The organism is Pseudonocardia benzenivorans CB1190 (assembly GCF_000196675.2).
GTDB lineage: Bacteria > Actinomycetota > Actinomycetes > Mycobacteriales > Pseudonocardiaceae > Pseudonocardia > Pseudonocardia benzenivorans.
On sequence record NC_015312.1, the window covers coordinates 759,879 to 785,168 of the forward strand.

Sequence of the window (25,290 nt, forward strand, 5' to 3'; positions counted from 1 at the left end):
GGCGCGAGAGACGCCGGTCCCGACCGGCCGAACGTACCTCCCCGTGGGCCGAGCGGCGCGCGGTTCAGGCCGGCGGCGCGGTCCCCGCGGCGACGACGGGCCGGTCCTCGCCCTTCGGGTCCCGTCGGGCGAGGGCACCGGGCCACCAGATCGGACGGCCGATGTCCAGGGCGAGCGCGGGTACCAGGACCGACCGGACGATGAGGGTGTCGACCAGGACGCCTACGGCCACGAGGAACGCGATCTGCACGAGGAAGAGGATCGGCAGCACCGCGAGCGCCGCGAACGTCGCGGCCAGGACCACCCCGGCGGAGGTGATCACCCCTCCGGTGACCTCCAGGCCGCGGACCACACCGTCGCGGGTGCCGACCTGCTCGGCCTCCTCCCGCACCCGGCTCATCAGGAAGATGTTGTAGTCCACGCCGAGTGCGACGAGGAAGACGAACGCGAACAACGGGACGCTCGGGTCGGCGCCCGGTAGGTCCAGCACGTGGTTGAACACGAGCGCACCGATCCCCAGCGTGGCCGCGAACGACAGCACCACCGAGGCGATGAGCAGCAACGGCGCGACGAGCGCGCGCAGGAGCAGGGCGAGCACGAGGAACACCACGACCAGCACCGCGGGCACCACGACGCGCAGGTCGCGCGCGGCGGTGTCCTGGCTGTCGAGCTGCGTCGCCGTCACCCCGCCGACCAGTGCGTCCGCGCCGGGCACGGTCGCCAGCGTCCGTCGCAGCTCGGTGACCGTCGCGACGGCGGCCTCGCTGTCCGCCGGGTCGGCGAGGATCGCCGACAGCTGCACCCGCCCGTCGACGACCTGCGGGGAGCCGCGGTCCACCGACACGATGCCGGGTACGGTCCGCGCCGTCGCGACGGTCCGCTCCTCGGCCGGGGCGGCGACGATGATGACCGCCGGCGACCCGGTGCCGCCGGGGAAGTGCCGGCTCAGCGCCTCCTGGCCCTGCACGGAGTCCACAGCGGCCTTGTCGACGAAGAAGTCCGACTGCGCGACCCCGGACGCCTGGAACTGCGGGACGAACGCGGCGAGCGCACCGAGGACGATCGCGGAGGCGATCCACAGCCGCCGGGGCCGCCTGCCGACGGCCGCGGCGATCCGGCTCCACAGCCCGCTGGTCGACCCCGCGGTCCCGACCTTCGGACGGAAGGGCCAGAACGCCGCGCGCCCGAACAGCAGCAGGGCGGCGGGGAGGAACGTCAGCGCGGCCAGCACCGCGGCGACGATGCCGATCGCGGCCACCGGCCCGAGACCGCGGTTGGAGTTCAGGCCCGACAGCAGCAGGCACAACAGGCCCAGGATGACCGTGCCCGCGGACGCCAGCACCGGTTCGACGGTGGCGCGGTAGGCGAGGCGCATGGCCGTCCAGGTGGACTCGGTGCGGCGCAGCTCCTCGCGGTAGCGGGCGATCAGGAGCAGGGCGTAGTCCGTGGCGGCGCCGACGATGAGGATGAACAGGATCCCCTGCGTCTGCCCCGACAACGTGATCCACCCGGCGTCGGCCATCAGGTACACCACGACGACCGCGAGGCACAGCGCGAGCCCCGCGGACAGCAGCACGAGTACCGGCAGCAGCGGGCTGCGGTAGACGATCAGCAGGATCAGCGCGACCACCCCGGCGGCGACCAGGAGCAGCAGGCCGTCGATGCCGGCGAACGCCGCGCTCAGGTCCGCGGCCAGCCCGGCTGGCCCGGTGACGTGCACGGACAGGCCCGCGGGCAGGCCAGTCGCCAGGCTGTCACGCAGTTCGGGGACGAGCTCGTCGAGCTCACCGCGCTCGGCCCCCGGGTAGGCGACGACGAACTGTGCGGCCGCGGGGTCCGGCGCCGGGATCACCGGCGACACGTCCTGCACCCCCGGGGCCGCCGCGGCCGCGGCGGCGTGGCCGCGGATCGCGTCGAGGTCCTGTGCGGTCAGGCCGTCGGTGCGTTCGTAGACGACGACGGCCGGCAGCGGTTGGGCGCCGGTGAATTCCTGCTGCTCCTGCGCGGCGCGGGTGGACTCGGCGTCGGCGGGCAGGAAGGTGCTGCTGTCGTTGGTCTGGACCTCCGCCAGCCGCCCCTGGAAGGGGCCGCTGATGCCGCCGATGGCGAGCCACGCGAGCAGTAGCCCCGCCACGACCGCCCACCGGACCACCGAGGCCCGGCGGGACCCCGACCCGGACCCGGAGCTGCCTCGGTTCGCCGTCGGCGAGCCGGGCGACGGGTCCGCCGCCGGGCTCTCCCCCGGCGATGATCCGGGCGAAGGGTCCGAATTCAGGCGCATCACCCGATGTTATCGACGCTCTGTAGAAGTCGCCTGTTCAACGGGGGTGCGCACGCGAGGTGCGGCTCACACGCGAACTCGAGTACGCGGGTCATGCCCGCTCGGTGGGCGATGCGTACTCCGGGCTGGCCCCGTGCCGGGCCTCGCGGCTCGCGGATCCGCCGTACCAGTCGAGGCAGAGGACGGTGGCGTCGTCGCGCAGGGCGCCGCCGGTGATCCGCAGCACCGCCGCACCGAGCGCGTGCACGACCTCGCGCGGGTGCAGGTGGGCGGTGTCGCGCAGCGTGGCGTGGAAGTCCAGCTCCGCGGCGTGCCGTTCGAGCATCCCGTCGGTGACGAACACGATCCGGTCCCCGGGTTCGAGCGGGAGCGGCTGCACCCGGAACGGCCTACCCGGCTCGAGACCGAACGGGATGTCGACGGCCAGCTCGACCTCCTCGACCCGGCCCCCGCGCAGCCGCAGGGGTCTCGGATGGCCGGCGTTGACGATGGCGGCGGTCCTGCGGCCCAGGTCGATCCGCACGACCTGACCGGTGACGAACCAGCCGGCCGAGGAGTACGCCGCGAGATCGTCGTTCGCGCGGACGACCTGGGAGGCCAGGTCCATCCCGGCGCGCCGCGCGTTGCGCAGGGCACCGACGAGCACGGTGGCGAGCATCGCCGCCTGCACGTCGTGGCCCGCGGCGTCGGTGATCGACAGGTGCAGGGTCCCGCGATCGAACGCGTAGTCGAAGGTGTCACCACCCACCGTGCTCGCGGGTTCGAGCCAGCCGGCGAGGGTGAACTGCCCCGCCTCGCAGGTGAAGGCGGCCGGCAGGAGCCGTCGCTGGATCTCGGCGGACAACGACACGGGCGTGGTGCGTTGGCCCCACTCGAACAGGTCGGTGTAGCGCCGGTTGACGACGATCACGTGGCCGAGGAGGTGCCCGATCCCCGCGATGTCGGCCACCTGTCGCGGCGTCGGCGGGGCAGGCAGCACGAGGTCCATCGCGCCGATGACATCTCCGCGCACCGTCACCGGAGCCGTGACGCGCGCGCCGTCGCCGACCTCGCGGACGGCGACCTGCTGGGTGCGCAGCACCTCCTCGTACACCGTCCCGGGCAGCGGCACCGACTCCGCGTTCTCGGTGTCGTGCGTGCGCTCGCCGCGGGCGGGTGTCCGTCCGAGCCGGACGAGCATCCGGCCGCTGTAGTCCACGATCAGGAGTCCGACCTCGCGCGCGCCGAGCAGCGCCGCGAGCTCGTCGGCCGCGACGTCGATCGCGTCGACGGGTGCAGCCGTCTCGACGCGCTCCAGCAGCGTCTGCATGTCCGTGACCTGGACGCTCCCGTCGGGCATGGCCGTGAGCATATGAGGGCCGAGCGGCGTCGTCCGCCGTCGTGCGAACCACGATCGTGGCAGGTGGGGGACCTTGGTCCCGGAACCGCCCGACGACGGCCTCTGTGCCTGCGGGCGGGTCGCGAGGACGCTGGAAGGACCGGAGCAGGCGTCGAGGAGGAGTTGTCGAATGTCCAGCGCGCCCCGTCCCCTCCCCGTCGTCGTCGGTGTCGACGAGTCCGCGTCCGCGCGCGACGCCCTGCACTGGGCGGCCGAGCTCGCGGCGGCGATCGGGGCACCGCTCGTGCTGCTGCACGCGCAGCTCCACGGCTCGGCGGACCTGGCATCCGCGCCGCTCCCGCCCTACATGCGAGAACTGGTCGCGGACGCCGAGCGCTGCGGCGTGGCGCGGGCGTCGGTGGAGATCGTCCACGGCAACACCGTCGACCTGCTGCACACGCGCGCGCGCCACGCCCGCCTGCTCGTCGTGGGGAGCTACGGCGACGGTGCCTGGTCGGGAACGCTGGTGGGGCACATCGCGCTCGGCCTCGCGGGGCGGGTGGGCTGCCCGGTCGCCGTGGTCCGGGGCACGTCGCCGGGAGTCCCGCCCGCGCGTGGCGGCCCGGTCGTCGCGGCGCTCGAGGATCTCGGGACCGGGCCGGGCGTCCTCGACACCGCACTGCTGCTCGCCCGGGCGTCCGGGGCGTCGGTCCTCGTCGTGCACTGCGCACCCGGCCCGACGTCGTCGGGAACGAGCTCGGCGGACGACGACGCGGCTCGACGGCTCGTGGACCGTGGTGTTCAGTGGATCACCGACCAGGCCCCCGAGGTCGCGGTGGCCGGTGAGGTGGTCGAGGACGGGGCCGGGCAGGGACTGGTGGACCTCGCGACGGCGGCGCGGGTGATCGTGGTGGGGCATCATCTGCAACCGGTGTCGACGCGGTCGACGATGCGCAGGCTCGTCGAGTTCGCGCCGTGCCCGATCGTCGCCGTTCCGGCGCAGCCGGCCGTGCACGCGGCGGTCGATTCCGACCGGGCGCCGGCCGACGTGGCGTCGGCGCCGCCGACGCGGTGACCCCGTCGCCCGACCGGCGTGACCCGGCCGTCGGGTCCGCCCGGTCGCGCCGGGACAGGCGTGCCGCAGCGCGGGAGAGCACGACGCACCCCTCCGAGGTCCGCGCCGAGGACGGCGTAGAGGTCGGCGCCGAGGACGGCGCCGAGGACGACGACTGTGTGACCGCCGCGGTCGCGCGGCTCGCCGGTGAGTTCGCCGGCCGGGTCGACCGCGGGACGGTCCGGCGCACCGTCGTGAGCTGCCGGGCCGACCTCGACGCGGCGCCGCCGCCCGCGCTGCCCGAGCTCGTGGAACGGTTGGCCCGGCAGCGGTTGTTGCAGCTCGCGGGCCGGGCGTCCGAGTCGGGGTGACGCGGACGTGACGCGGACGAGGCGCTGTCGGCGTCGGGACGAAAGGCCCCGTCCGGCGGGCCGATGCGCCGCAGTCGGCCGGCGGGCCCGTTTGTCAGGCTCGGCGGAGACCATCCGGGAGGTAGCAATGGCCGGTTCCGAGGCGTCGCCGCACGGTGAACGATCGGTGGTGGTGGGCGTCGACGGCTCCCGCCACTGCCTCGACGCGGCCGTCTGGGCCGCGCGCGAGGCGGATCGGCGCGGCCTCCGACTGCGGCTGGTCGAGGTCGTGGAGTGGCAGGGCGTCGTGGCGGGTCATCCGGAGGCGGTCCGGGCCGCCGCCCAGGTCCGGTCCGAGCTGCGTTCGATCGCCCGCCGCGACGTCGACCGGACCGCGGCCCACGTCGACGCGCTGCTCCCCGACATGCCCGTGTCGGCGGAGGTCTGCGACGGCGTGCCCGTCGACGTGCTCGGCGAGGCGTCCGAGCACGCCGCGCTGCTCGCGATCGGACGGCCCGTCGGCGGGTGGGGCGGGACGCTGCTGGGGGTCGCGCTGGCCGGCCGGTCGGCGTGCCCGCTCGTCTTCGTCAACGAACTGCCCGACGCCGGGCCCGACGACCCGGTCGTGGTCGGGGTCGACGGTTCGCCGGACTCCGACGCGGCGCTCGAGGTCGCGTTCGCCGAGGCGCGCGACCGCAACGTGTACCTGCGGGTGCTGCACGCCTGGAGCGACGTCCCCCTGGACGCCTGTGCCGATCCGGCCGTCGAGTTCGGCGACTTCGCCTCGGGCGTGCGGGCGTCGGTGTACGAGCGGGTCGCGCCGTACGCCCGGCGCCACCCCGACGTCGAGGTCCGGCACAGCACCACCCGCGACCATCCCGAGCGGGCGCTGCGCGAGCTCTCCGCGAACGCCCACCTCGTCGTGATCGGCGCCGGCGGCCGCTCCGGGGGGCTCGGGCTCGGGCAGGTGAGCCGGCGCATCGTGACGACGGCCCGGTGCCCGGTGATGGTCGTCGGGCCGCGCATGCGCGCGGGTGCGACCGCGCCGGCACCGGAGGACGTCCGCGTGGCGGACTGAGCGGGCCCCGGGCGACGGGCCGTAGGACCCGCTCCGGTCCCGGGGAAACCGAGTCCGGAGGCCCGTCGGCTCGGGCCTTTCGTCGGCAGCCGCGGCGTTCGTCGCCGACCTAACGTCGAACCCAGGGGCCCCGGATCGGGCCGGGTCCGGTGCTCGGAGGAGGAGAGTCATGCGTGTCCGTGAGGTGATGTCGGCACCCGCCGTGGTCGTCGCGTGCGACACCACCGTCAAGGAGGCGGCGCGGTTGCTGGACGAACACGGCTTCACCGCGTTGCCCGTCGTCGACGCCGCCGGACGGCTGGCCGGCATCGTCGGCGAGGCCGACGTCCTGGCCGACCGGCTCCCACCGGATCCCCGGCTGCCGGTCCCGGCCCGCCCCACGCGCACGATCGGCCGCCTCGTCGAGGACGTCATGCGGCGCGACGTGCTCACGGCCTCCCCGCGCGACGGCGCGAGCGACATGCTCGTCGTGATGCGCGAAGGGGGTCTGCGCTCGATCCCGGTCGTCGACGACGACGTCGTCGTCGGGGTCGTGACCTGGCGGGACCTCGTCCACGCGCTCGCCCGGCCGGACACCGAGATCGCAGCGGACGCCCACCGCCGGCTCGCGCTGCGGTTCGGGGACCGCTGGACGGTTCAGGTGGACGACGGGGACGTCCTGCTCACCTCGGACCGGCCCGCCGACGTGCCGGACCGCAGCCTCGCGATCCGGATCGCGGAGTCGGTGATCGGGACCACCCGCTGCAGGATCGCGGGCGACGTGCCGATGGCCGCCGCCACCTGAGCGGCCCCGACCCTGACGACGCCCGTGGCCCTTGCGAGGGCCACGGGCGTCGAGCATTCGGGGCGCGCCCGGTGCGACGACGTGTGCCGGACCCGCCGCCGGGCGGGCCGTGTCAGGAGTCGGCGCGGCCCGCCGGGTCGTCCGCGGCGACGCCCGCGTCGTGCAGGCCCGCGTGGGGTGCGACGACGACCGGGCACGCGCTGTTCCAGACGAGCACCCGGCTGGTCGAGCCCAGCAGCACCCGGGCGACACGATGGTGCCCCCGGCTCCCGACCACCAGCATCCGCGCCCCCGCCGAGCGCGCGGCGAGGACGTCGGCCGCCGATCCCCTCACCCCCTCGATCTGGACGCCGACCTGCGGGAACCGTTTCGCCCACCGGTCGACCTCGTCGACCAGCTCGGTGGGGGGAAGGCCGTGCCGGTGCCCGTCGGCGTGGACGACCGTCAGCGGGTCGCCGTGCGCGTCGGCCTCGGCGAACGCGAGGGCGAGCGCGCCGGCGTCGGCGGCCGGGGAACCGATCCCGGCCAGGACACCGGCACCCCCGATCGCGTCGCTGCGCCGGATCACCGCGACCGGGCACGTGGCATGGCCGAGCACGTCCAGCGTCACCGAGCCGAGGACGGCGTCGGCGACGGTCTCGGAGACCAGGCCGGCGACGAGGAGGCGGGCGCCCTCGGCCTCGTCGATCAACCCCGGCAGGGCGTGCTCGGTGCTGAGGCGGGTGCGGACCGGGAGTCCCCGACGCTCGTGCTCCGCGACCGACTTGGCGCGACCGAGGATCCCGTTCGCCCGGCGGATGCCGTGTTCGTCCACCGCGTACGGGGCGGCGTGGACGATCGTGAGCGACCCGTCGTGGGCAGCGGCCTCCTCGGCGGCCCAGGCGACCGCGTGCAGCGCGGTCGACGTGCCGTCCACCCCGACGGCGACGTCGGTTCCGCGATCGGATGCGTGCTGCTGGCTCATGGCTGCTCCCTGGGTGCCGGGCCCGGCGGCGTCGACCGATCCGCGGCGCTCGTCGATGTGCGACCGACGGTGCGCCCAGACGGTGGCACGGCGCCCGAGGCGAAGGTCCCGGGTGGCCGGTCCCGTCGACTCGGGCCCGGCGGGCGTGCGGCGGGTGTGGGGCCCGTCCCGGCGCGCGTCGGCAGGCCGTCGGTGCGGGACGCGGGACGGCGGGTGCTCAGCCCGACGTGACGGTCCCGCCGTCGGTACGGCCGCGGGCGGGGGCGAACCGGGCGCCGAGCTCCTCGCCCCACCGCCGGGCGCGGTCCAGCTCGTCGTCGAGCAGCGGCCCGGGGACGCCGTCGACCCAGAACGTCGTCGGGGAGCCGAGCATCCGGAACCCGAGACGCCGGAGCCGCGCCGCGGCCCGGTGCGCGGCCGAGCCCGGGACGCGCGGGCGCCGGACCCGCGTGTCGAACGTGGCGGCGGCCGTTCCCCGGGCCGGTGCGAGGCCCTCGATCCATTCGCGGATGCCGATCGCGTCGGCGTCGTAGTCGCGACCGGCCTGCTCCGCGCCGTCGCGGCGGGTCGTCGGTCGGCTCATGCCGAGCGCGTGGGTAGGGCCCCCGACGACCAGGAGGTCGAGGTCGTCCGGCAGCGTCGCCGGTGCCGCCGTGACCTCGACGAGGGTGGCGGGCAGCGCCCCCGTGAGACCGCGGGCGACCGCCTCCGCGACCTGCCGGGTGTTGCCGAACACGGATTCGTAGACCACGAGCGCCTGCACGGCTGTCGCCTCCTCGGCTCGTCGGCCGGGCGGGTCCCGGCCGGACGAGGGACACCGACGATGCTGCGCGACGGCGACATCTGCCACGGCCGCCCGGCCCGCCACCGGCGGGACCAGCGTCCCGGGTCCCCGGTGGACGAACCGGGACCTCCGGGAGCCGGTGACGGACCGTTGGCCCTAGGCCGGGGGCGTACCGATGCGGTGTGCTCGCCGGTGAACCGTCCGCGGCCGCCGGGGGAGCCGGGCTCAGCGGTCGCCGAGAGCCCTCGGGAGGACGTCATGCGCACGGACGAGCAGCCCGAGCGCCGGGCCCGTCGGCCGCGGCGCCTGCCGCGGCGCCGCAGCGACCGGGTGGAGGCGCTGACGACGTGGGTGCTCTGCGGGCTCGTCGCCGCGACCCTGGTGGCCACGGCACTCGTCGGCGGCTGGGTGCACGCCTTCGCCTCCGACAGGATCCGTGCCGAGCAGAGCGACCGTCGGCCGGTCCCGGCGGTCGCGGTTGCCGACGCGCCGGTCGTTCCGGGGGACGGCGGCGTCGGACCGACGTACGGCACCGTCCGGTGGACCGCCCCCGACGGAACCGAGCGCGCCGGGTCCGCGCAGGTTCCGCCGCTGACGAAGGCGGGGGGTGCCGTCACGGTCTGGACCGACGACAGGGGCGACGTCGTGGCGCCTCCACTGGGTTCGGAGTTCCCCCTGGTCATGACCGCGACGAGCGTCGTGTTCACCCTCCTGGCCGGGTTCGTCCTGATCGTGTTCGCGGTGCTGGGCGAGCGCCGGTTGCTCGACCGGCTGCGGGCGGCGGAATGGGGCGCCGGCTGGCGCCGGGTCGAGCCGGTCTGGAGCGGCCGTGAGGACTCGGGACGGCGGTAGGGCCCGGGTCAGTCCTCGACCGTCGTGAGGACGTCGGACACGGGCCGGCGCGGCGTGCGCGGCAGCTCGCCCGACGGCGGCCAGCCGACGCGCAGGACGAGCTGCGGGACCGAGGTGCCGCCGAGGACGTCGTCGCGCAGCGCGAGGCGGGTGCGGGTGACCTCCATCGGGGTGCTGAGCGGGCACGAGGCGAGACCCTGCACGACCGCGCGCAGCGAGACGGCGGAGAGCGCCTCCCCGGCGCGCAGCCACGACAGGGGGTCGTCGGAGGACGTCGCGATGATCAGCAGCTGCGCGCCGTCGTCGACGTCGGGGTACCGCTCCTCCAGCACGCCGGGGGTGAAGTGGCGTACGGCCGGACCGGCGGCGCCGGGATCGGCGGGCAGGTTCGCCGCGGGCACCCCGTCGGGCCCGACGAGTCCCCCGCTCCACATCGCCAGCTCCGTGCTGTAGCCGGGGAGCGACTGCTGCGCGAGCCCGGCGTCGCGGATCGCCCGCAGCACGGCAGCGTGGTCGGCCGGCTCGACGGGTGTCAGCCGGGCACCGTTCGCAGCCGCGGCTGCGACCAGCTCGTCCAGGAACGCGGGCGGCACCGGCCACGTGCTGAACCGGCGGCGGTCGCTGCGCCGCACGGGGATCGCCGAGGCCAGGCCGATGTCGGTCTCGGTGTCCGGGCGTCCGTCCGCGCGCAGCTCGACGGCGGCGAGATGGTCGCCGTCGGCGGGGTTGGGCAGCCGGTGCACGACGGCGTGCCGACCCGCGGCGACCAGCGCCACGCGCAGGTGGTGCAGTGCCGCGCCGCAGCTCATCACGAGGTCGCGGCCGTCGGGGTCGGTGACCTGCAACCACCGGCCGAGGTCCGCGTGCAGGTGCAGGCTCGCCGGCCCGACGAGCCAGCGCCACGGCTGGCTGTTGTGCACCGACGGTGCCATGCAGGCGAGGCCGACGGCCGCCCGCACGGTCGCGGCGTCACGGGTGTCGAGCATGGTCGAACTCCTTCGATCGAGGGCGGCCGTGCGGCCGCGATGGGGCAGCGGCACTGTCACGACGCCGCGTCGGCGGTGCCGGGTCCCGTGCGCTCCCGGCCGCCGAGCGGGGTGGCCGCGAACAGCAGCGGGCACGCGCTCGCGGTGAGCAGGGCCCGTCCGACCGTCCCGACGCCCCCGTGCCGGCCGCCGCCGACGACGACCAGGGCGGCCCCGGACGACCTCAGGGCGAGGGCCGTCGCGGGCTCCTCCTGCACCGCATCGGCGGTGACACGCACGGACGGGTAGGGGACGGACCAGGCCGCCAACTGGTCGTCGACGTCGTCGGGGACGCGTGGGCGCGGACCGTGACCGGCGTGCACCACGGTGAGCGGCAGGTCGTGCGCCGCGGCGGCACCGAACGCCGCGGCGAGGACCGCGGTGTCGGCCGTCGTGCCGTCGACGCCCGCGATCACGGGACCGTCGGGGCCCACCGGGCCGTCGGGGCTCGCCAGGACGACCACGACCGGGCACGACGTGCGGCCGACCAGGTCCGACGGGCCCGGTCCGCGGGCCGCACCCAGCACGAGGAGCCGGGCGTCCTCGGCGACGTCCAGCAGGCCGGCGACGGGTTCGTCGTCGACGCGGCGGACCCCGACGACGAGCGAGGGCTGCCGCCGCCGGGCGACGCCGCGCGCGTGCTCCAGGACGCCGCCCGGGTGCCGGCCGGCGCCGACGCCGAGATCGTCGACCGCACCGAGGACCACGAGCCCGCACCCGCGGGCCGCCGCCTCGTCCGCCGCCCAGGCGACCGCTCCGAACGCCGTCGCGCTGTCGTCGACGGCGACGACGACCGGGGCACCGACGACCGGGGCACCGACGACCGGGGCACCGACGACCGGAGAAACACCGGCCGGGGCGACGAGGTCGGCCGGCTCGGCGGCACCCGCGAGCGCCATGGCCGCCCCGGGTCGTGGCTCGTTCATGTCCGTCTCCCGACGTCTGGTGGGCATGTTCGACGGTGCGTCGAAAATGGTGGACGGCGCGCGGGCCGAACGTCCCGGGCCCGTGGACCGGTGGGCCCGCGTCCCCGCCGGGCCGCCCCGGGTCAGGGCCGGTCGGGTCCGTCGTCGCTGCCGAGGACGTCCTCGACCGGTCGTCGTGGGGTCGCGGCCACCGGCCAGCCGTGGCCGATCCGCAGGACGACCTGCGGCGGGCGCGACCCGCTGATCAGCCGGCGCATCCGGTCGCGGGCCTCGGGCACCTCGATCAGCTGCGACAGGAACGACACCGCCAACCCGTGCACGGTGGCCGTCAGCAGGACGCGTTGGAGTGCCTCGCCCGCCCGGATCTCCTCGCGCGGACCCTCTCCGTGCACGCTCAGCACGGCGATGAGGGGTTCGTCCTCGTAGACGCGGTCGCCCGGCGCGGTGCCACCGCTGAAGTCGCGCAGGACCCAGGTCGAGTTGGGCGGCGGCAACGGGCCGCCCGCCCACGCCGGCACTCCGTCCGGCCGGTCGGCGGTGTGGCCGGTCCAGGCCTCCAGTTCGGCCGCGAACGCGGGGTCCGCGACCTGCTTCTCGTGGGCCCGGCGGGCGAGATCGCTCAGCTCCCAACGGGTCTCGGGGTCGGTGACGAGATCGAGCCACGCGCCCTCCTCGACGGCCGCGCGGCGCAGCTCGTACCGCGCGACCGTCGACACCTCGACGTCGGCGAACGGGTTGCGGTTGGTGCGCCGGCGCGGCACGGCGTCGAGCAGCTGCAGCATCCGCGGGCCGGCGGGGCGGTCGCCGCTGCGCCGCACGGAGGCGATCAGGTCCGGGCGGTCCCGGTCCGGGAGGATGCTCACCAGCGGCCGGATCCCGGCGCCGAGCAACGCCAGCCGAAGGGTGAAAAGCGCTGCGCCGCAAGCGATTCGCAGTTCGCGACCGTCCGGGTCCGCGACGCGCAGCTGCCGGTCGCGGTCGGCGTGCAGCTCGATCGCGTCGGGCGTCGTCCGGAACCGCCACGGCTGGCTGTTGTGCAGCGACGGCGCCATGCCTGCCGTGCTCAGCGCGTCGCGCACCTGGGTCCCGGACAGCCCGAGCGCTCCCGCGGTCTCGATCATCATGCCCACCGTCGTCGAGGCGGACGGGCGTCGTCCGCCGATCGGGCCCAGCCTGCGACCGCGGTCGCGCGCACGGACACCCGACGAAGGTCCCGCCGAGGGGGGTCTTCCAGCGGGGGCGGCCGGGATTCCGACCCGTGCCGCGGCGCGCCGGGCCGTGTCACCGTTCGGCGATGAGGTACGACATCGGCGGCACGGGCACGATCACGTCCGACGGCGCTCGCCTCGACGTGGACCGTGCTCGTCTGGTCGAGGCCGCGCTGGCCGTCGCGTCCGGCTCGGAGCTCGAGGCGACGCTGCACCGGGTCGTCGAGGCCGCGACCGCGCTGGTGGACGCCCGGTACGGCGCGCTCGGTGTCCTCGGGGCCGACGGCCGGGTCGTGCGCGTCGTCGAGGTCGGGTCCGGCGACCGCGACCGGATCTGGGACCGTAATCCTGGAGCCACCCCTGTCGCACCGCCCGCGGCGCGGACGTTCCTCGGCGTCCCGATCCGGGCCGGGGACGTGGTCTTCGGCAACCTCTGGCTGACCGCGCAGGACGCCTTCACCGCCGCCGACGAACGCCTCGTCCAGGCATTGGCCGCGGCCGCGGGCGTCGCGGTGCACAACGCCGTCCTCCTCGAACGCGCGCGGACGCGCGAGCGCTGGCTCGAGGCGCTCGGCGACGTCCGCGGTGAGGTCCTCGGTGGCGCGACGACCGCCGAGGTGCTCACGCTCGTCGCGACCCGCACCGTCGAGCTGACCGCGTCCACGTCGGCCGTCGTGCTGCTCGGGCCCGACGACGACGGCCGCTACCGCGCGGTCGCGTCCGCCGGCGCGCCGCCGGACGCCCCGTCCGTGATGCCGGGTGTGCTCGACGAGGTGACCGAGAGCCGCGGACCGGTGCTGGGCGCCCGGCCGCCTGCGGGCGCGGGCGATCCCGCCGGGCCGTGGCTCGCGGTGCCCATGCTGGCGGGCGAGCGGGTCGAAGGGGTCCTGCTCGCCGTCCGCCCGGCCGGTGCCGACGCGTTCGTGCCGGCCGAGGTGCCGCTGCTGACGTCGTTCGCCGAGCAGGCCGTGCTCGCGCTCGACATCGCCGAGAAGGCCCGTGCCCAGCGCCGTCTCGACGTCCTCGCGGACCGTGAGCGGATCGCGCGCGAGGTGCACGATCGCGTCATCCAGCGGCTGTTCGCGACGGGGCTGCAGCTGCAGAGCGCGTTGCGGCGGACCACCGACGACGACGTCGCCGGCCGGGTCCGGCGCGCCGTCGACCAGCTCGACCGGACGGTCCGCGACATCCGCGCGTCCGTGTTCGACCCGCAGCCCGACGACGGCGACCCCGGCCTGAGCCGTGCGCTGCTGGACCTCGTCGCCAGGGCCGGTGCGGGTTCGGGGATCCGGGTCGCCCTGCACACCGACGGGCCCGTCGACACCGTGGTGGGGCCTGACCTGGTCCCGCACGTCCTGGCCGTCGCGCGGGAGGCCGTCGCCAACGCCGTCCGGCACTCGGGCGCCCGCCTGGTCACGTTGACCGTCCGGGCCGGCGCGGACCTCGTGGTCCGCGTCGTGGACGACGGCATGGGCATCCGTCCGGGCGCGGCGGGCGACGGACTGGCCGACATCGTCGCCCGGGCACGCGACCTGGGCGGAACGGCATCGGTGGAGCGCAGGCTCGGCGGTGGGACGCGCATCGTCTGGCGGGTACCGCTCGACGACGATCTCGACGGGGATCCCGGCGGCGAGCACAGCGACGTCCCCGCGGGTCCGGCCCCCGTCGAGGAGGGCGGGACCTCGGCCGCTGCGGGACGGGCCGAAGGACCTGCGCCGGCGGGTCACTGAGCCGCTGCCGCGCCCCGCCGCGGACGGCCATCGTCGTGAGCGGGGACGGAGCGGGAGGGACGATGGACATCCACATCGGATCGGTGGTCGTCGGGATCGACGGGTCCGCGCACGCACTCGCCGCCACCCGGTGGGCCGCGGTGGAGGCGTGCCGGCGTGGGCTGCCGTTGCGCCTGGTCTCCGCGGTCGGCTGGGCGACCTGGTCGCCGATCGGCCTGCCCGCACTCGGCGAGGAGTACGAGCGGGGCGTCCTCCTCGAGACGGCGCACGCGATGGTCGACGCCGCCGCCGACGCCGCGACCGCGACCGTGCCGGGCGTCGAGGTGCAGCGCGAGGTCCGTGGCGGCGTGCCGGCCCGGGTGCTCGTCGAGGAGTCCGCCGCGGCCGCGCTGCTCGTCGTCGGCAACCGGGGCAGTGGCGGCTTCACCGGGCTCCTGCTCGGGTCGGTCGGTGTGACCGTTGCGGCGCATGCCCATTGCCCCGTCGTCGTCGTTCGCGGGGACGCCGCCCGGCCCGTGCGCCCCGACGGACCGGTGGTCGTGGGTGTGGGGGAGGAGGCCGAGGCCGAGGCGGCGATCGCGTTCGCGTTCGACGAGGCCGCCCGCCGCGGGGTGCCGCTCGTCGCCGTCCACTCCTGGATCGAGACGGTCGTCGACCCGTACCTGGTCCCGTACGTCGACTGGGAGTCCGTCGCGCTCGAGGAACGCCGGGTCCTGACCGACGCGCTGGCGCCCTGGACCGGCAAGTACCCGGGTGTCGAGGTGCGCGAGGTCGTCGTCCGTGACGGCGCGGCCCGCGCACTGCTGTCGGCGGCCGCGGGCGCGGACCTCGTCGTCGTCGGGTCCCGGGGCTACGGCGCGGCCAGGGGGCTGCTGCTGGGCTCGGTCAGCCAGGCGATGCTGCAGCACGCGCCGTGCCCGGTGGCCGTGGTGCGCAGCCGCACCGTGGACGCGGCCGCCCTCCTGGAGCAGCCGTGACGCACCCGAACGGGACGTCCACACGGCCCTGCGTCGTCGTGGGCGTCGACGGGTCGGCCGCCGCGTCGGACGCCGTCCGCTGGGCCGCGGCGGACGCGGCCCTGCGCGGGCTGCCGCTGCGGCTGGTCGCGGTGGCGCGGTGGCCCGCGCGCCGTCGTGCGCCGTCGGCGGACAGGTTGTTCGACGGGTGCGCCGCCGAGCAGCTGGCGGCGGCCGCCGCCCTCGTGCGTTCGGTGGCGCCGACCGTTCCGGTCACCCGGGCCGCCGGCCGCGGCCCGACGGCGGCGGTGCTGTCCGCGGCAGGCCGCGACGCCGAGCTCGTCGTGCTCGGTTCCCGCGGCCGGGGGCCCGTCACCGGGGCGCTGCTGGGTTCCGTGGGCCGCACGCTCGCGGAGACCGGGCCGTGTCCCGTCGTCGTGGTGCACGAGCGCGGGTGGTGGGAGGCGTTGCGCGCCGACGGTGATCCGGTCGTCGTCGGTGTCGGGCACCTGGCCGGCGCGGCGCAGGCGGTGCGTTTCGCGTTCGACGAGGCCGAGCGGCGCGCCGCCGCGCTGCACGTCGTGCGGGTGGTCCGCACGGCCCGGCCCGACGACCGGGCCGCCCTCGACGGCCTGCTGGCCGACGAGACCCGGCGCCGTCCCTCGGTGGACGTCGTTCCGCGCGTCGTCGAGGGCGACCCGGTCGACGTCCTGACCCGGTTGTCGGCGACCGCCCAGCTCGTGGTGCTCGGAACCCGGGTGCGGCGCCGTCCGTGGTCGCCACGCGGGCACGTCCACCGCGCGCTGCTGCGCCACGCCCGCTGCCCGACGGTCGTCGTGCGCAGCCGGGACGGACGCGCCTGACCGTGCCCGTGCGCCGCGTCGTCGGGCGACCCGGCGGCTACTGGCCGGCGCGGCGTCGTTCGGCGTAGACGGCGGCCTCGGTGCGGCGGGAGAAGCCGAGCTTGTGCAGCAGTGAGGACACGTAGTTCTTGACGGTTTTCTCGGCGAGGAACAGTTCGGCGCCGATCTGTTTGTTGGTCAGGCCGTCGGCGACGAGGTCGAGGATGCGTCGTTCCTGGGGGGAGAGGCCGGCGTAGCGGGGGTCTTCGGTGTCCTCGCCGCGGCGGAGGCGTTCGAGGACGGAGGCGGTGGCTTTGGGGTCGAGGAGTGAGCCGCCGGCGGCGACGGTGCGGACGGCGCCGATGAGGTCGGTGCCGGCGACTTGTTTGAGCAGGTAGCCGGAGGCGCCGGCCATGATCGCGCCGAAGAGGGCTTCGTCGTCGGAGAAGGAGGTGAGCATGAGGCAGGCGGGTGGTGGGGAGGTGGCGGAGCGGACGTCGCGGCAGACGGCGACGCCTTCGCCGTCGGGGAGGCGGACGTCGAGGATGGCGACGTCGGGGCGGACGGCGGGGATGCGGGCGAGGGCTTGGGCGGCGGTGGCGGCTTCGCCGACGATCTGGATGTCGTCCTCGGTCTCGAGGAGTTGGGCGATGCCGCGTCGGACGATCTCGTGGTCGTCGAGCAGGAACACCGAGATCGTCACCGGGGGCCTCCTGGGGTGCCGTGCCCTCGACACTAACCCCCGTTCGTCCCCCGGGGCACCGACCCGACGACCTCACGTCGCGGGACCAAGGTCCCTGACTGTTCGACAACACTTGTTGTGGATGACACTACAGCTGTAGTTTCGCGATGTGTCCAACCGGCGCGAGGTCCTGCTCGACGCGGCGGTCCGGGTGCTCGGCGGCCGCGGGATGCGGGCGCTGACCCACCGGGCCGTCGACGCGGAGGCGGCCGTGCCCGTCGGCTCGACCGCGAACTACTTCCCGAACCGGGAGTCGCTGCTCGGCGCGATCGTCGAACGGATCTCGGCCCGCGAACGCGCGAACTTCGAGGAGATCGCCAGGACGGTCTCGCCGACGACCCCGGCCGAGCTCGCCCGCGTCCTCGGTGCGGCGGCCCGCGACGCCGCGGGCGTGCACCGCGAGCTGACGCTCGCGCGGTACGCGATCCTCGTCGAGGCCGGGCACAACGCCGCGATCCGCCGGCGCGTCGCCGAGAACGGGAGCAGGGTCGATGCGTGGTTCGCCGTCTGGTTGCGGCTCATCGGGTCCCACGATCCCGGCCATCTGCACCTGGTCGCCAACTACCTCACCGGGCTGATCCTGCACCAGCTCGCCGTGCCCGACCCGGCGTTCGACCCGACGGCCATGATCGCCGGCTTCCTCGAGTCCCTGGTCGCGGCCGTCGGCACACACGAGTCCGAGACCGCGGGGAGGACGATCTGATGACGCGCCAGGAACCCTGGAGCCCGGCCCAGATGGACCGCACCCAGGCATGGACCGCCATCGACGCGCACCGCCAGGACCTGGTGCGGCTGCTGGAGGATCTGTCGGCAGACGAGTGGCGACGACCCTCGCTGTGCGCGGGCTGGACCGTCCGCCAGGTGGCCGCGCACATCGCGCTGCAGAACACAGGCTGGTCCGACATGCCACGGGCGATGGTCGACACGATCCGGCACGGCGGGATGAACGCGGCGATCCATGCCGCGGCGTGCCGGCACGCGGAACTCCCGGTCGACGTGATCGTCGACGAGATCCGCGTCCGGATCGGGGTCTGGCGTCCGCTGCCGACCCTGACCCACCACGCGACCGCCATCGACTACCTCGTGCACGGGCAGGACATCGCCCTCCCGCTCGGGCGCACCCTCGCGATGCCGCCACGGCTCGCCGCCCTGGCCGCCGACCGCGTGTGGTCGCACGGGGCGATGTTCCACGCCCGGCGGCGGCTGGCCGGATACCGGTTCGTGGCCGACGACATCGAGTGGGCCGCCGGGGCGGGCCGCGAGGTCCGCGGGTCCATCGGCGCCCTGCTCCTGCTGCTCACCGGCCGCCCCGCCGCGCTGGACCGGCTGACCGGTCCCGGGGTGCCCGCGCTGCGCGCCCCCGCGGCGCCGTGACACCCGGCCGCGCCTCCGGAGCGGCGCGGCCGCGGGTGACGACGTGGGGCCCGGCGAACATCGCCGGGCCCCACGTCGATCGGGCCGCGTGCCGGTGCGTCGGGTCAGGAGGGGTTCCTGTCGGGCCGCAGGGTCACCCGGCGGCTGACGACTCCCCGGCTGCCTGCTGACCGGTGCCCTCGTGGGCGCGCACCGCGATCGGCGCCCCGGCGAGGTCCTCGTCGTTGCACAGCAACTTGACCTCGTAGTAGACGCCGTCGGGGCTGTCGTCGTAGTCGAGGTGGATGCCGATGACGTCGACGGGCTCCCCGAGCCACTCCTGGACCTCCCGCAGCCAACGGGCCGAACGCTCCAGGGCCGAGGGCAGGTCGTCGTCGCGGAATCCGACGGGCCGGAACGGTACGTCCTGGATCGCGTCGTGCCGGTGATCCGGCCGCGGGAGGCCGCGGGCCAGGCCGGAGTCGTCGAGGTCCAGGGCTACTGACTTCTCGCTCACCCGTCCAGGATGGCCGCGCCGCCGCGGGCCGGGCAACTCGGCACCTCCGAGCGGGGACGAGACGCACGACCTCGCCGGTGCTCCTCGTCCGGTGAACGCGGTGACACGGGCCGAGCGACCGCGGACGGCCACCTGTCCCGGCACATCTTGGGCGGCAACGGGATCTCCGGCGAGTACTCGCCGCTGCGGCACGCCAACAACCTCGAGTCGGTGCGAACCTACGAGGGCACCGACGAGGTCCACACCCTCGTCGTCGGCCAGGCGCTCACCGGGCAGGCCGCCTACCGGTGACCGGGCTGCGCCGCGTGCGCGACCCGGTCGAGCGTCGTCAGCCGCCGCAGGATCTCGGTGAGGACCGCGTCGACGTCGGCGTCGAGGGCGACCTCGACGGGTGCGCCGGGTGCCTCGGGGCGGCGGTCCGGGACCATGAGCCCCCGCTCCGGGCCCATCGTGCACGCGACGCCGAGCCGGAACGCGGTCGTCCGGAGCGTGCCCGGGACGGCGGCCTCGAGCACCGCCAGCGTGTCGTGCAGGACCAGGGCGTCGCGGCCGTAGCGGCCGAGGAAGGTGCTGCGGTAGAGCGCGGCGGTCCCGGCGAGCGTGGCGCACCGGGGGCCCGCCGCGGTGAGCTCGTCGAGCCACGTGCCCTCGACGGCGCAGCGCATGGTCAGGTCGAGCGGCACGAGGGTGACGGGCACGTCGGCCTGGGTGAGCACCCGGTGTGCCGCCTCCGGATCGGCGTAGATGTTGAACTCCCCGGCGCCACGGGTGTTCCCGCTGCCCAGCGACCCGCCCATCGCGACGATCCGCCCGATCCGGGGGATCAGCGCGGGGTGGCTCCCGAGCAGCAGCGCGGCGTCGGTCATCGGGCCCAGGCAGACGATCGTCACCGGGGCCTCCGCGGAGGTGAGCACGTCGGCCATGAGCTCGACGGCCGACCGGGCATCGCCCGGGCCGGGCGCGGGGAACGCGTCGGCGCGGAGCCCGAGACCGTCGACGCCGTGCCAGTCGGGCGCGGTCTCGGCCTGCGGGTGGACGAGCGGACGGACCGCGCCGGCAGCGGCCGGCACGTCGGCGCGGTCGGCGAGCGCGAGGATGCGCCGCAGGTTCGGGAACGTCTGCTCCCGGCCGACGTTGCCGAACGTCGCGGTCACTGCCCGCACGTCGCACTCGGGGCTCCGCAGCGCGAGGACCAGCGCGAACGCGTCGTCGACACCCGGGTCGGTGTCGATGATCATGGGGATCGGACCGCTCGTCACCGCTCGTCTCCTGTCGTCGGGCTCGTGGTCAGGAGCCTTCCACCGGCTCCCACCGCCGGTCATGTCGAGGCTGCCACGCCCGCAGCCGGTCGAGCAGCGTGGCGGGGTCGGTCGCGGAGAGGACGAGTGCGCAGTCGGCCGCGCGGAGGAAGCCCTGCTCGACGGCGTGGTCGAGGAAGCGGAGGAAATGGTCGTAGTACCCGGCGGTGTCGAGCAGCGCCGTCGGCTTCGCGTGGATGCCCAGCTGCGACCAGGCAGGGCGTCCGCGAGCCCACCCGGCCCCCGGCGGCGAGAACGGCGTCGGCGAGTGCGCCCATCGTGCCGACGGCGGCGCCCCCGTCCACGAGCCCGATGCCGTCGGTGGCGAGCCGGGTGCCGAGCCGTCGTGCGGCGTCGAGGTAGGCCGACGTTCGATCCGCAGAACACGCACAGGGTGTCGATCGTGCCCACAGGTCACCTCGGGCGTCGACGTGGCGTTCGGTCGATCGCGGACCGACCGGCCGGGCAGTGGAGTGGCGAGCGGGGAGAGAAACGTTTCTGTCACTGTGGAGTCCGAACGCGAACGCGGTCAACGACGGACGGCGGCTGCCGAATCGGAGTGGTCATGGCTCACGCCACTCAAGAAGGCCTGCGAGGATAGAATCGATTCACGAGGCAAGGGTCCGCTCGCTCGCCGGTCGGCCGCGAGGCCCCGGAGGTCAGGCCGGGAAGACGGTGGTCCAGTCGTTCCTGATGCTCGCGACGGTCCAGTTGTCGGTCTTCGCCCGCGAGAGCGCCTCCTCGGCGCCGGCGGTGTAGGCGAACTCGCGCTCGGGGTCGTCGTGCAGCAGGAGGAGCCGCAGGGTGGGCGCGTCGGGGCGGTGGGTGAACTCGAGCATCGGGACGTCACCGTTGGAGTTGCCGGCGGCGAGGAGGGGACGGCGGCCGGTGCGGTTCCAGATCCGGATCGGCTTCTCGGGGCCGTCGTCGAGGTAGTCGGCCTCGGGCCTGTGCGTGATCGTCCCGCCGACGTCGTTGCTGGTGTAGGTGAAGGTGCTGCTGCTGCCGATCACGCGCTCGCGGGGGATGGCGTACATGTCCTGGCTGACCGGACGTATGAAGTCGCGGCCGCCGCCGGAGGCGATGTAGGTCGTGAACCCGTTGTCGGTCAGGTGGTCGAGCAGCTCGACCATCGGGGCGTAGGCGCAGCGCAGGTAGCCGCGACCGAGTGTGGGGTGGGTCGCGGTGCGCAGGAACGTGTCGGCCTGGCGTTCGAAGTCCTCCACGCTGATCCCGGCGTAGGCGGCGAGGATCCCGCCCGCCAGCGTCCGCACATCGGTGTCGTCCCCGGCGTAGTGCGCGGTCATCAGGGAGGCGAACCAGCCGAGGTCACCGGTGGCGGCGGCCGCCCACGGCTGACGTTCGCGCAGCTCCGGTCGTGCCTCCGCCATCTCGGTGAGCCGGCGCAGGATGAAGTCGAGCTGGATGGGCATCGGCTTCTCGCACCAGAGGGTGCCGTCGTTGTCGAACACGGCGACGCGTTCCTCGACCGGCACCGGCGGGGATCCGTCCTCGCCGCAGGTGCGCCGGACGAAGTCGAGGACGGCGTCCTTCGTCGGTCCGTCGCGCCACGTCGCGAGTGGGGTGTCGGCCACGACTCGTCCTCCTGGGCTCGGTGCGCCGCTGCTCTTGCTCTGGTCCGACGACCGGGCGGCCGGTCGTGCTCGGGTGGGGGAGGGTCAGGGATCGGCCGCCATGCGGAAGCCGATGTTGCCGGCGCTGCTGTCGGGGGTGTTGGCCGAACGCGCGGCGCAGCGGTAGCGCCAGCAGTAGGACTCGTGGCAGAGGTAGGACCCGCCGCGCATGTTCCGTTGCCCGGGCCGGCCCGGGCCGAACCGGTCGGCACACCACTCCCAGACGTTGCCCGTCATGTTGTGCAGCCCATACCCGTTGGGCGCGAACGCGTGCACCGGCGCCGTACCGCGGTAGCCGTCCGCGCCGGTGTCGTGTGCGGGGAAGCGGCCTTGGAAGACGTTCATGCGGTGCTGGCCGCCGGGCGTCAGCTCGTCGCCCCACGGGTAGCGGGCGCCGTCCAGCCCGCCGCGCGCCGCGTACTCCCACTCGGTCTCCGACGGCAGGCGCCCGCCGGCCCAGCGGCAGTACTCGCGGGCGTCGAGCCACGAGACGTGGACGACGGGATGGTCGCCGCGACCCTCGAGGTCCGACCGCGGGCCTTCCGGTCGGCGCCAGTCGGCGAGGTGGACCTGGCGCCACCACGGGGCCCCGACGACCGAGCGGGTCGGGGGGAACCGGTCGGGCAGCAGACCCACGAACACGAAGGACCAGCCCTCCCGTTCGGCCGTGGTGAGGTACCCGGTGGCGTCGACGAACGCCGCGAAGTCGTCGTTGCTCACCGCGTGTGCCGCGATCCCGAACGGCGCGACCCTGGCGACCCGCGTGGGGCCTTCACCGTCCTCGGGGTAGCGCTGCTCGTCGGAGCCCATCGTGAACTCGCCCCCGGCGAGCGCCACGAGTGCGGTCTCCGCCGGTGCGCGCGCGCCGGGACCCGGTTCCTCGACGGTGGCCCGGATGGTCGGCGAGGACGGACAGCAGCACGTGTCGCTGCCGGCACCGACGGGTCGGGTCACGGCCCGACTATCGGCGGCCCGCCCACCTCATCGCATCACTCGCGAAGGGTGAGGGCCGCCGCCGCGCCGCGCCCCGCCCGAGCCTGGCTCGCTCACCCTCGCCGGGTGGTCCGTGGCGCGCCCCGGGCTGGGCAGGGTCTGAGTCCTCGCCGTCCTCCGCCTCACACCTCGCGCGGACCGGACCGCGCACGGGCGTGATCGGCGGGCCGGGTCCGCGGCGGCGCGCGTCCTGGTGACGAGGCGGCAGAGGAGACAGTTCCATGGCACCACGACCGTTCCGCGGTGTGATCAACGTCGACATCCGCGACTCGAAACCGGACTGGACGCCGTTCGAGCCGCCGAGAGCGCCCGACGGCGCGTCGAACGTCGTCTACATCGTGCTCGACGACGTCGGTTTCTCGGCCATGTCCTGCTACGGCGGCCCGATCGCGACCCCGAACATCGACCGCATCGCCGACGACGGGGTCCGCTTCACCCAGTGGCACACGACGGCCCTCTGCTCGCCGACGCGGTCGTGCCTGTTGACCGGGCGCAACCACACCCGCAACTCGATGGCCTGCATCACCGAAGCGGCCGTCGGCTTCCCGAACGCGAGTGGCACCGTCCCGCCGGAGAACGGCATGTTGCCCGAGATCCTGGGCGAGCGCGGCTGGAACACCTACATGGTCGGCAAGTGGCACCTGTGCCCGACGGTCGAGATGAACCTGGCCTCGACCCGGCGGAACTGGCCGTCCGGGCGAGGCTTCGAGCGCTGGTACGGGTTCCTCGGGGCGGAGACGAACCAGTGGTATCCCGACCTGGTCTACGACAACCACCCGGTGGACCAGCCGAAGTCGCCGGAGGAGGGCTACCACCTCACCGAGGACCTCACCGACAAGGCGATCGAGTTCATCCGCGACGCCAAGACCATCGCGCCGGAGAAGCCCTTCTTCCTCTACTACGCCCCCGGTGCGGCGCACGCCCCGCACCACGCCCCCAAGGAGTGGATCAGCAGGTTCGCCGGGCAGTTCGACATGGGCTACGAGGCCATGCGCGTCCAGACCCTCGCGCGGCAGAAGGAGCTCGGGATCGTCCCGCAGGACACCGAACTGCCGCCCATCAACCCGCTCGGCACGCCGGAGACCCGCACCGGGCCCGACGGGCAGCCGTTCCCGCCGCTGGACGAGACCCGGCCCTGGGACTCGCTGGGCGACGACGAGAAGCGGTTGTTCACGCGGATGGCCGAGGTGTACGCCGGCTTCCTCGCGCACGCCGACCATCACATCGGCCGGCTGCTGGACTACCTGGAGGAGTCCGGACAGCGCGACAACACGATGATCATCGTGGTGTCGGACAACGGCGCCAGCGGCGAGGGCGGCCCCGACGGGTCGATCAACGAGATGAAGTTCGCCAACGGCATCCCCGACGACATGCAGTCCAACCTGGCGATGCTCGACGAGCTCGGCGGCACGCGCACCTACAACCACTACCCGAACGGCTGGGCGATGGCCTTCAACACGCCGTTCAAGATGTGGAAGCGCTACGAGTTCAACGGCGGCACCGCCGACCCGTGCATCATCTCCTGGCCCACGGCCGGCGCCGCGGCCGACGTGGCGGGCAACGGTCAGCTGCGCCACCAGTACCACCACGCGATCGACATCGTGCCGACGATCCTGGACACGCTCGGCGTCGAGGCCCCGGACACGATCAAGGGTCATGTGCAGAGCCGGATCGACGGCGTCAGCATGCGTTACAGCATCGGCGACCCGTCCGCGCCGTCGGCGAGGACGACGCAGTTCTACTCGATGCTCGGCTCGCGCGGCATCTGGCACGACGGCTGGAAGGCGGTCACGACCCACCCCACGCTGAGCGGCTGGAGCGACTTCAACAACGACACCTGGGAGCTCTACCACGTCGACGTCGACCGGGCCGAGCTGCACGACCTGGCGGAGGAGCAGCCCGACAAGCTGCGTGAGCTGGTCAGCCTGTGGTACGCCGAGGCCGGCGACAACGGTGCCTTCCCGCTCGACGACCGGTCCGCGCTGGAGATCATGATCACGCCGCGCCCACAGGTGACGGCCGAGCGCGACCGATACATCTACTACCCGAACACCGCCGAGGTTCCCGAGCAGCAGGCGGTCAACGTCCGCAACCGGTCGTTCTCGATCGGCGCGCTCGTCGACATCCCGGCCCCGGGCGCGCAGGGTGTGCTGTTCGCCCACGGCTCACGCTTCGGCGGCCACGCCCTCTACGTCAAGGAGGGCCGGCTGCACTACGTCAACAACTTCGTCGGTCTGACGGAGCAGAAGATCGACGGCACGGTCGACCTGCCGACCGGTGAGAAGCTGCTGCTCGCGGCCTCGTTCGACAAGGACGGCGAGGACCCCAAGGGTGTCGCCACCGGGATCCTGTCGCTCTACCACGCCGACCGGAAGGTCGGCGAGGGCCGGATCAAGACCCAGCCCGGGCTCTACAGCCTGGCCGGGGAAGGCCTGTGCGTCGGGCGCGACAGCGGCGAGGCGGTGACGTCGGACTACCCCGGCGAGCACCCGTTCGCGTTCACCGGCGGAACGATCCGGCGCGTCGCCGTCGACGTCAGCGGTGACCTGTACGTCGACCTGGAGCGTGAGGCCCAGGCCATGATGGCGAGGGAGTAGCGGC

The 25,290-nt window shown here is 74.7% G+C and carries 24 protein-coding genes and 1 pseudogene; 12 read left to right on the forward strand and 13 right to left on the reverse strand.

Going from position 1 to position 25,290, the window contains the following annotated elements:
* Nucleotides 1-64: 64 nt before the first annotated feature.
* Together PSED_RS03615 and PSED_RS03620 are read right to left on the reverse strand one after the other, a co-directional pair.
* Nucleotides 65-2,134, reverse strand: coding sequence for an MMPL family transporter (locus PSED_RS03615; RefSeq protein ID WP_013672907.1), 2,070 nt, complete (start codon nucleotides 2,132-2,134; stop codon nucleotides 65-67).
* A 238-nt stretch (nucleotides 2,135-2,372) separates the two neighbouring features.
* On the reverse strand, nucleotides 2,373-3,620 hold the full coding sequence (locus PSED_RS03620; protein WP_173400035.1) for a PP2C family protein-serine/threonine phosphatase: 1,248 nt from the start codon (nucleotides 3,618-3,620) through the stop codon (nucleotides 2,373-2,375).
* 169 nt (nucleotides 3,621-3,789) lie between these two features.
* Here PSED_RS03620 and PSED_RS03625 point away from each other — a divergent pair, with 169 nt between their 5' ends.
* The 4 genes from PSED_RS03625 to PSED_RS03640 all read left to right on the forward strand — a co-directional run bounded on the left by PSED_RS03625 (nucleotide 3,790) and on the right by PSED_RS03640 (nucleotide 6,865).
* On the forward strand, nucleotides 3,790-4,674 hold the full coding sequence (locus PSED_RS03625; RefSeq protein ID WP_013672909.1) for a universal stress protein: 885 nt from the start codon (nucleotides 3,790-3,792) through the stop codon (nucleotides 4,672-4,674).
* The gene (locus PSED_RS03630; RefSeq protein WP_013672910.1) at nucleotides 4,671-5,024 is read left to right on the forward strand and encodes a three-helix bundle dimerization domain-containing protein; all 354 of its coding nucleotides are present in this window, start codon (nucleotides 4,671-4,673) and stop codon (nucleotides 5,022-5,024) included. The genes PSED_RS03625 and PSED_RS03630 overlap by 4 nt, the downstream gene beginning before the upstream one ends.
* A 127-nt stretch (nucleotides 5,025-5,151) precedes the next feature.
* Entirely contained in the window at nucleotides 5,152-6,081 is a 930-nt protein-coding gene (locus tag PSED_RS03635) for a universal stress protein (protein WP_013672911.1), read from the forward strand.
* Between the two features lie 169 nt (nucleotides 6,082-6,250).
* Complete coding sequence (locus tag PSED_RS03640; RefSeq protein WP_013672912.1) at nucleotides 6,251-6,865, forward strand: CBS domain-containing protein; 615 nt, start codon at nucleotides 6,251-6,253, stop codon at nucleotides 6,863-6,865.
* Between the two features lie 112 nt (nucleotides 6,866-6,977).
* Here PSED_RS03640 and PSED_RS03645 read toward each other — a convergent pair whose 3' ends face one another.
* A complete protein-coding gene (locus PSED_RS03645) occupies nucleotides 6,978-7,829 on the reverse strand; it encodes a universal stress protein (protein WP_013672913.1) in 852 nt (283 codons plus the stop codon).
* 217 nt (nucleotides 7,830-8,046) lie between these two features.
* Entirely contained in the window at nucleotides 8,047-8,592 is a 546-nt protein-coding gene (locus tag PSED_RS03650; RefSeq protein WP_013672914.1) for a flavodoxin family protein, read from the reverse strand.
* A 279-nt stretch (nucleotides 8,593-8,871) separates the two neighbouring features.
* On the opposite strand from PSED_RS03650, the gene PSED_RS03655 reads away from it, so the two are divergent.
* Nucleotides 8,872-9,465 carry an Rv1733c family protein gene (locus PSED_RS03655; protein WP_013672915.1) on the forward strand — a complete coding sequence of 198 codons (594 nt, stop codon included), beginning with the start codon at nucleotides 8,872-8,874 and terminating at the stop codon, nucleotides 9,463-9,465.
* Nucleotides 9,466-9,473: 8 nt separating this feature from the next.
* Here PSED_RS03655 and PSED_RS03660 read toward each other — a convergent pair whose 3' ends face one another.
* From PSED_RS03660 to PSED_RS03670, 3 genes are all read right to left on the reverse strand, one after another.
* Nucleotides 9,474-10,451, reverse strand: coding sequence for an Acg family FMN-binding oxidoreductase (locus PSED_RS03660; protein ID WP_013672916.1), 978 nt, complete (start codon nucleotides 10,449-10,451; stop codon nucleotides 9,474-9,476).
* 56 nt (nucleotides 10,452-10,507) lie between these two features.
* Nucleotides 10,508-11,416 (reverse strand): universal stress protein, encoded by a 909-nt coding sequence (locus tag PSED_RS03665; RefSeq protein WP_013672917.1) that lies wholly within the window; start codon nucleotides 11,414-11,416, stop codon nucleotides 10,508-10,510.
* A gap of 122 nt (nucleotides 11,417-11,538) precedes the next feature.
* Complete coding sequence (locus PSED_RS03670) at nucleotides 11,539-12,540, reverse strand: Acg family FMN-binding oxidoreductase (RefSeq protein ID WP_233899286.1); 1,002 nt, start codon at nucleotides 12,538-12,540, stop codon at nucleotides 11,539-11,541.
* Nucleotides 12,541-12,710: 170 nt separating this feature from the next.
* On the opposite strand from PSED_RS03670, the gene PSED_RS03675 reads away from it, so the two are divergent.
* The 3 genes from PSED_RS03675 to PSED_RS03685 all read left to right on the forward strand — a co-directional run bounded on the left by PSED_RS03675 (nucleotide 12,711) and on the right by PSED_RS03685 (nucleotide 16,173).
* Complete coding sequence (locus PSED_RS03675) at nucleotides 12,711-14,354, forward strand: sensor histidine kinase (protein WP_013672919.1); 1,644 nt, start codon at nucleotides 12,711-12,713, stop codon at nucleotides 14,352-14,354.
* 62 nt (nucleotides 14,355-14,416) lie between these two features.
* Nucleotides 14,417-15,331, forward strand: coding sequence for a universal stress protein (locus PSED_RS03680; RefSeq protein ID WP_013672920.1), 915 nt, complete (start codon nucleotides 14,417-14,419; stop codon nucleotides 15,329-15,331).
* On the forward strand, nucleotides 15,328-16,173 hold the full coding sequence (locus tag PSED_RS03685) for a universal stress protein (RefSeq protein WP_013672921.1): 846 nt from the start codon (nucleotides 15,328-15,330) through the stop codon (nucleotides 16,171-16,173). Before PSED_RS03680 ends, PSED_RS03685 begins: the two co-directional genes overlap by 4 nt.
* Before the next feature lie 37 nt (nucleotides 16,174-16,210).
* On the opposite strand, the gene PSED_RS03690 is transcribed toward PSED_RS03685, so the two are convergent.
* The gene (locus PSED_RS03690; RefSeq protein WP_013672922.1) at nucleotides 16,211-16,855 is read right to left on the reverse strand and encodes a response regulator; all 645 of its coding nucleotides are present in this window, start codon (nucleotides 16,853-16,855) and stop codon (nucleotides 16,211-16,213) included.
* A gap of 148 nt (nucleotides 16,856-17,003) precedes the next feature.
* Here PSED_RS03690 and PSED_RS03695 point away from each other — a divergent pair, with 148 nt between their 5' ends.
* Nucleotides 17,004-17,597 carry a TetR/AcrR family transcriptional regulator gene (locus tag PSED_RS03695; RefSeq protein WP_013672923.1) on the forward strand — a complete coding sequence of 198 codons (594 nt, stop codon included), beginning with the start codon at nucleotides 17,004-17,006 and terminating at the stop codon, nucleotides 17,595-17,597.
* Nucleotides 17,597-18,268, forward strand: coding sequence for a maleylpyruvate isomerase family mycothiol-dependent enzyme (locus PSED_RS03705; RefSeq protein ID WP_013672924.1), 672 nt, complete (start codon nucleotides 17,597-17,599; stop codon nucleotides 18,266-18,268). Before PSED_RS03695 ends, PSED_RS03705 begins: the two co-directional genes overlap by 1 nt.
* A gap of 133 nt (nucleotides 18,269-18,401) precedes the next feature.
* Here the strand turns inward: PSED_RS03705 and PSED_RS03710 are convergent, their stop codons facing one another.
* Entirely contained in the window at nucleotides 18,402-18,764 is a 363-nt protein-coding gene (locus tag PSED_RS03710) for a hypothetical protein (protein WP_013672925.1), read from the reverse strand.
* A gap of 138 nt (nucleotides 18,765-18,902) precedes the next feature.
* Between PSED_RS03710 and PSED_RS03715 the strand changes: the two are divergent.
* Nucleotides 18,903-19,055 (forward strand): annotated as a pseudogene (locus tag PSED_RS03715) (acyl-CoA dehydrogenase family protein); the annotation flags it as partial.
* Here PSED_RS03715 and PSED_RS03720 read toward each other — a convergent pair.
* The 4 genes from PSED_RS03720 to PSED_RS03735 form a co-directional block, all read right to left on the reverse strand.
* A complete protein-coding gene (locus tag PSED_RS03720) occupies nucleotides 19,046-20,023 on the reverse strand; it encodes a nucleoside hydrolase (protein ID WP_013672926.1) in 978 nt (325 codons plus the stop codon). The pseudogene PSED_RS03715 and the gene PSED_RS03720 sit on opposite strands and share 10 nt — an antisense overlap.
* A 28-nt stretch (nucleotides 20,024-20,051) precedes the next feature.
* Nucleotides 20,052-20,453 carry an LOG family protein gene (locus PSED_RS03725; RefSeq protein WP_041759249.1) on the reverse strand — a complete coding sequence of 134 codons (402 nt, stop codon included), beginning with the start codon at nucleotides 20,451-20,453 and terminating at the stop codon, nucleotides 20,052-20,054.
* A 268-nt stretch (nucleotides 20,454-20,721) separates the two neighbouring features.
* The gene (locus PSED_RS03730; protein ID WP_013672927.1) at nucleotides 20,722-21,657 is read right to left on the reverse strand and encodes an HAD family hydrolase; all 936 of its coding nucleotides are present in this window, start codon (nucleotides 21,655-21,657) and stop codon (nucleotides 20,722-20,724) included.
* Between the two features lie 84 nt (nucleotides 21,658-21,741).
* The gene (locus PSED_RS03735; protein WP_013672928.1) at nucleotides 21,742-22,650 is read right to left on the reverse strand and encodes a formylglycine-generating enzyme family protein; all 909 of its coding nucleotides are present in this window, start codon (nucleotides 22,648-22,650) and stop codon (nucleotides 21,742-21,744) included.
* A gap of 260 nt (nucleotides 22,651-22,910) precedes the next feature.
* Between PSED_RS03735 and PSED_RS03740 the strand changes: the two genes are divergently transcribed.
* The gene (locus PSED_RS03740; protein WP_013672929.1) at nucleotides 22,911-25,286 is read left to right on the forward strand and encodes an arylsulfatase; all 2,376 of its coding nucleotides are present in this window, start codon (nucleotides 22,911-22,913) and stop codon (nucleotides 25,284-25,286) included.
* The last annotated feature ends 4 nt before the right edge of the window (nucleotides 25,287-25,290 follow it).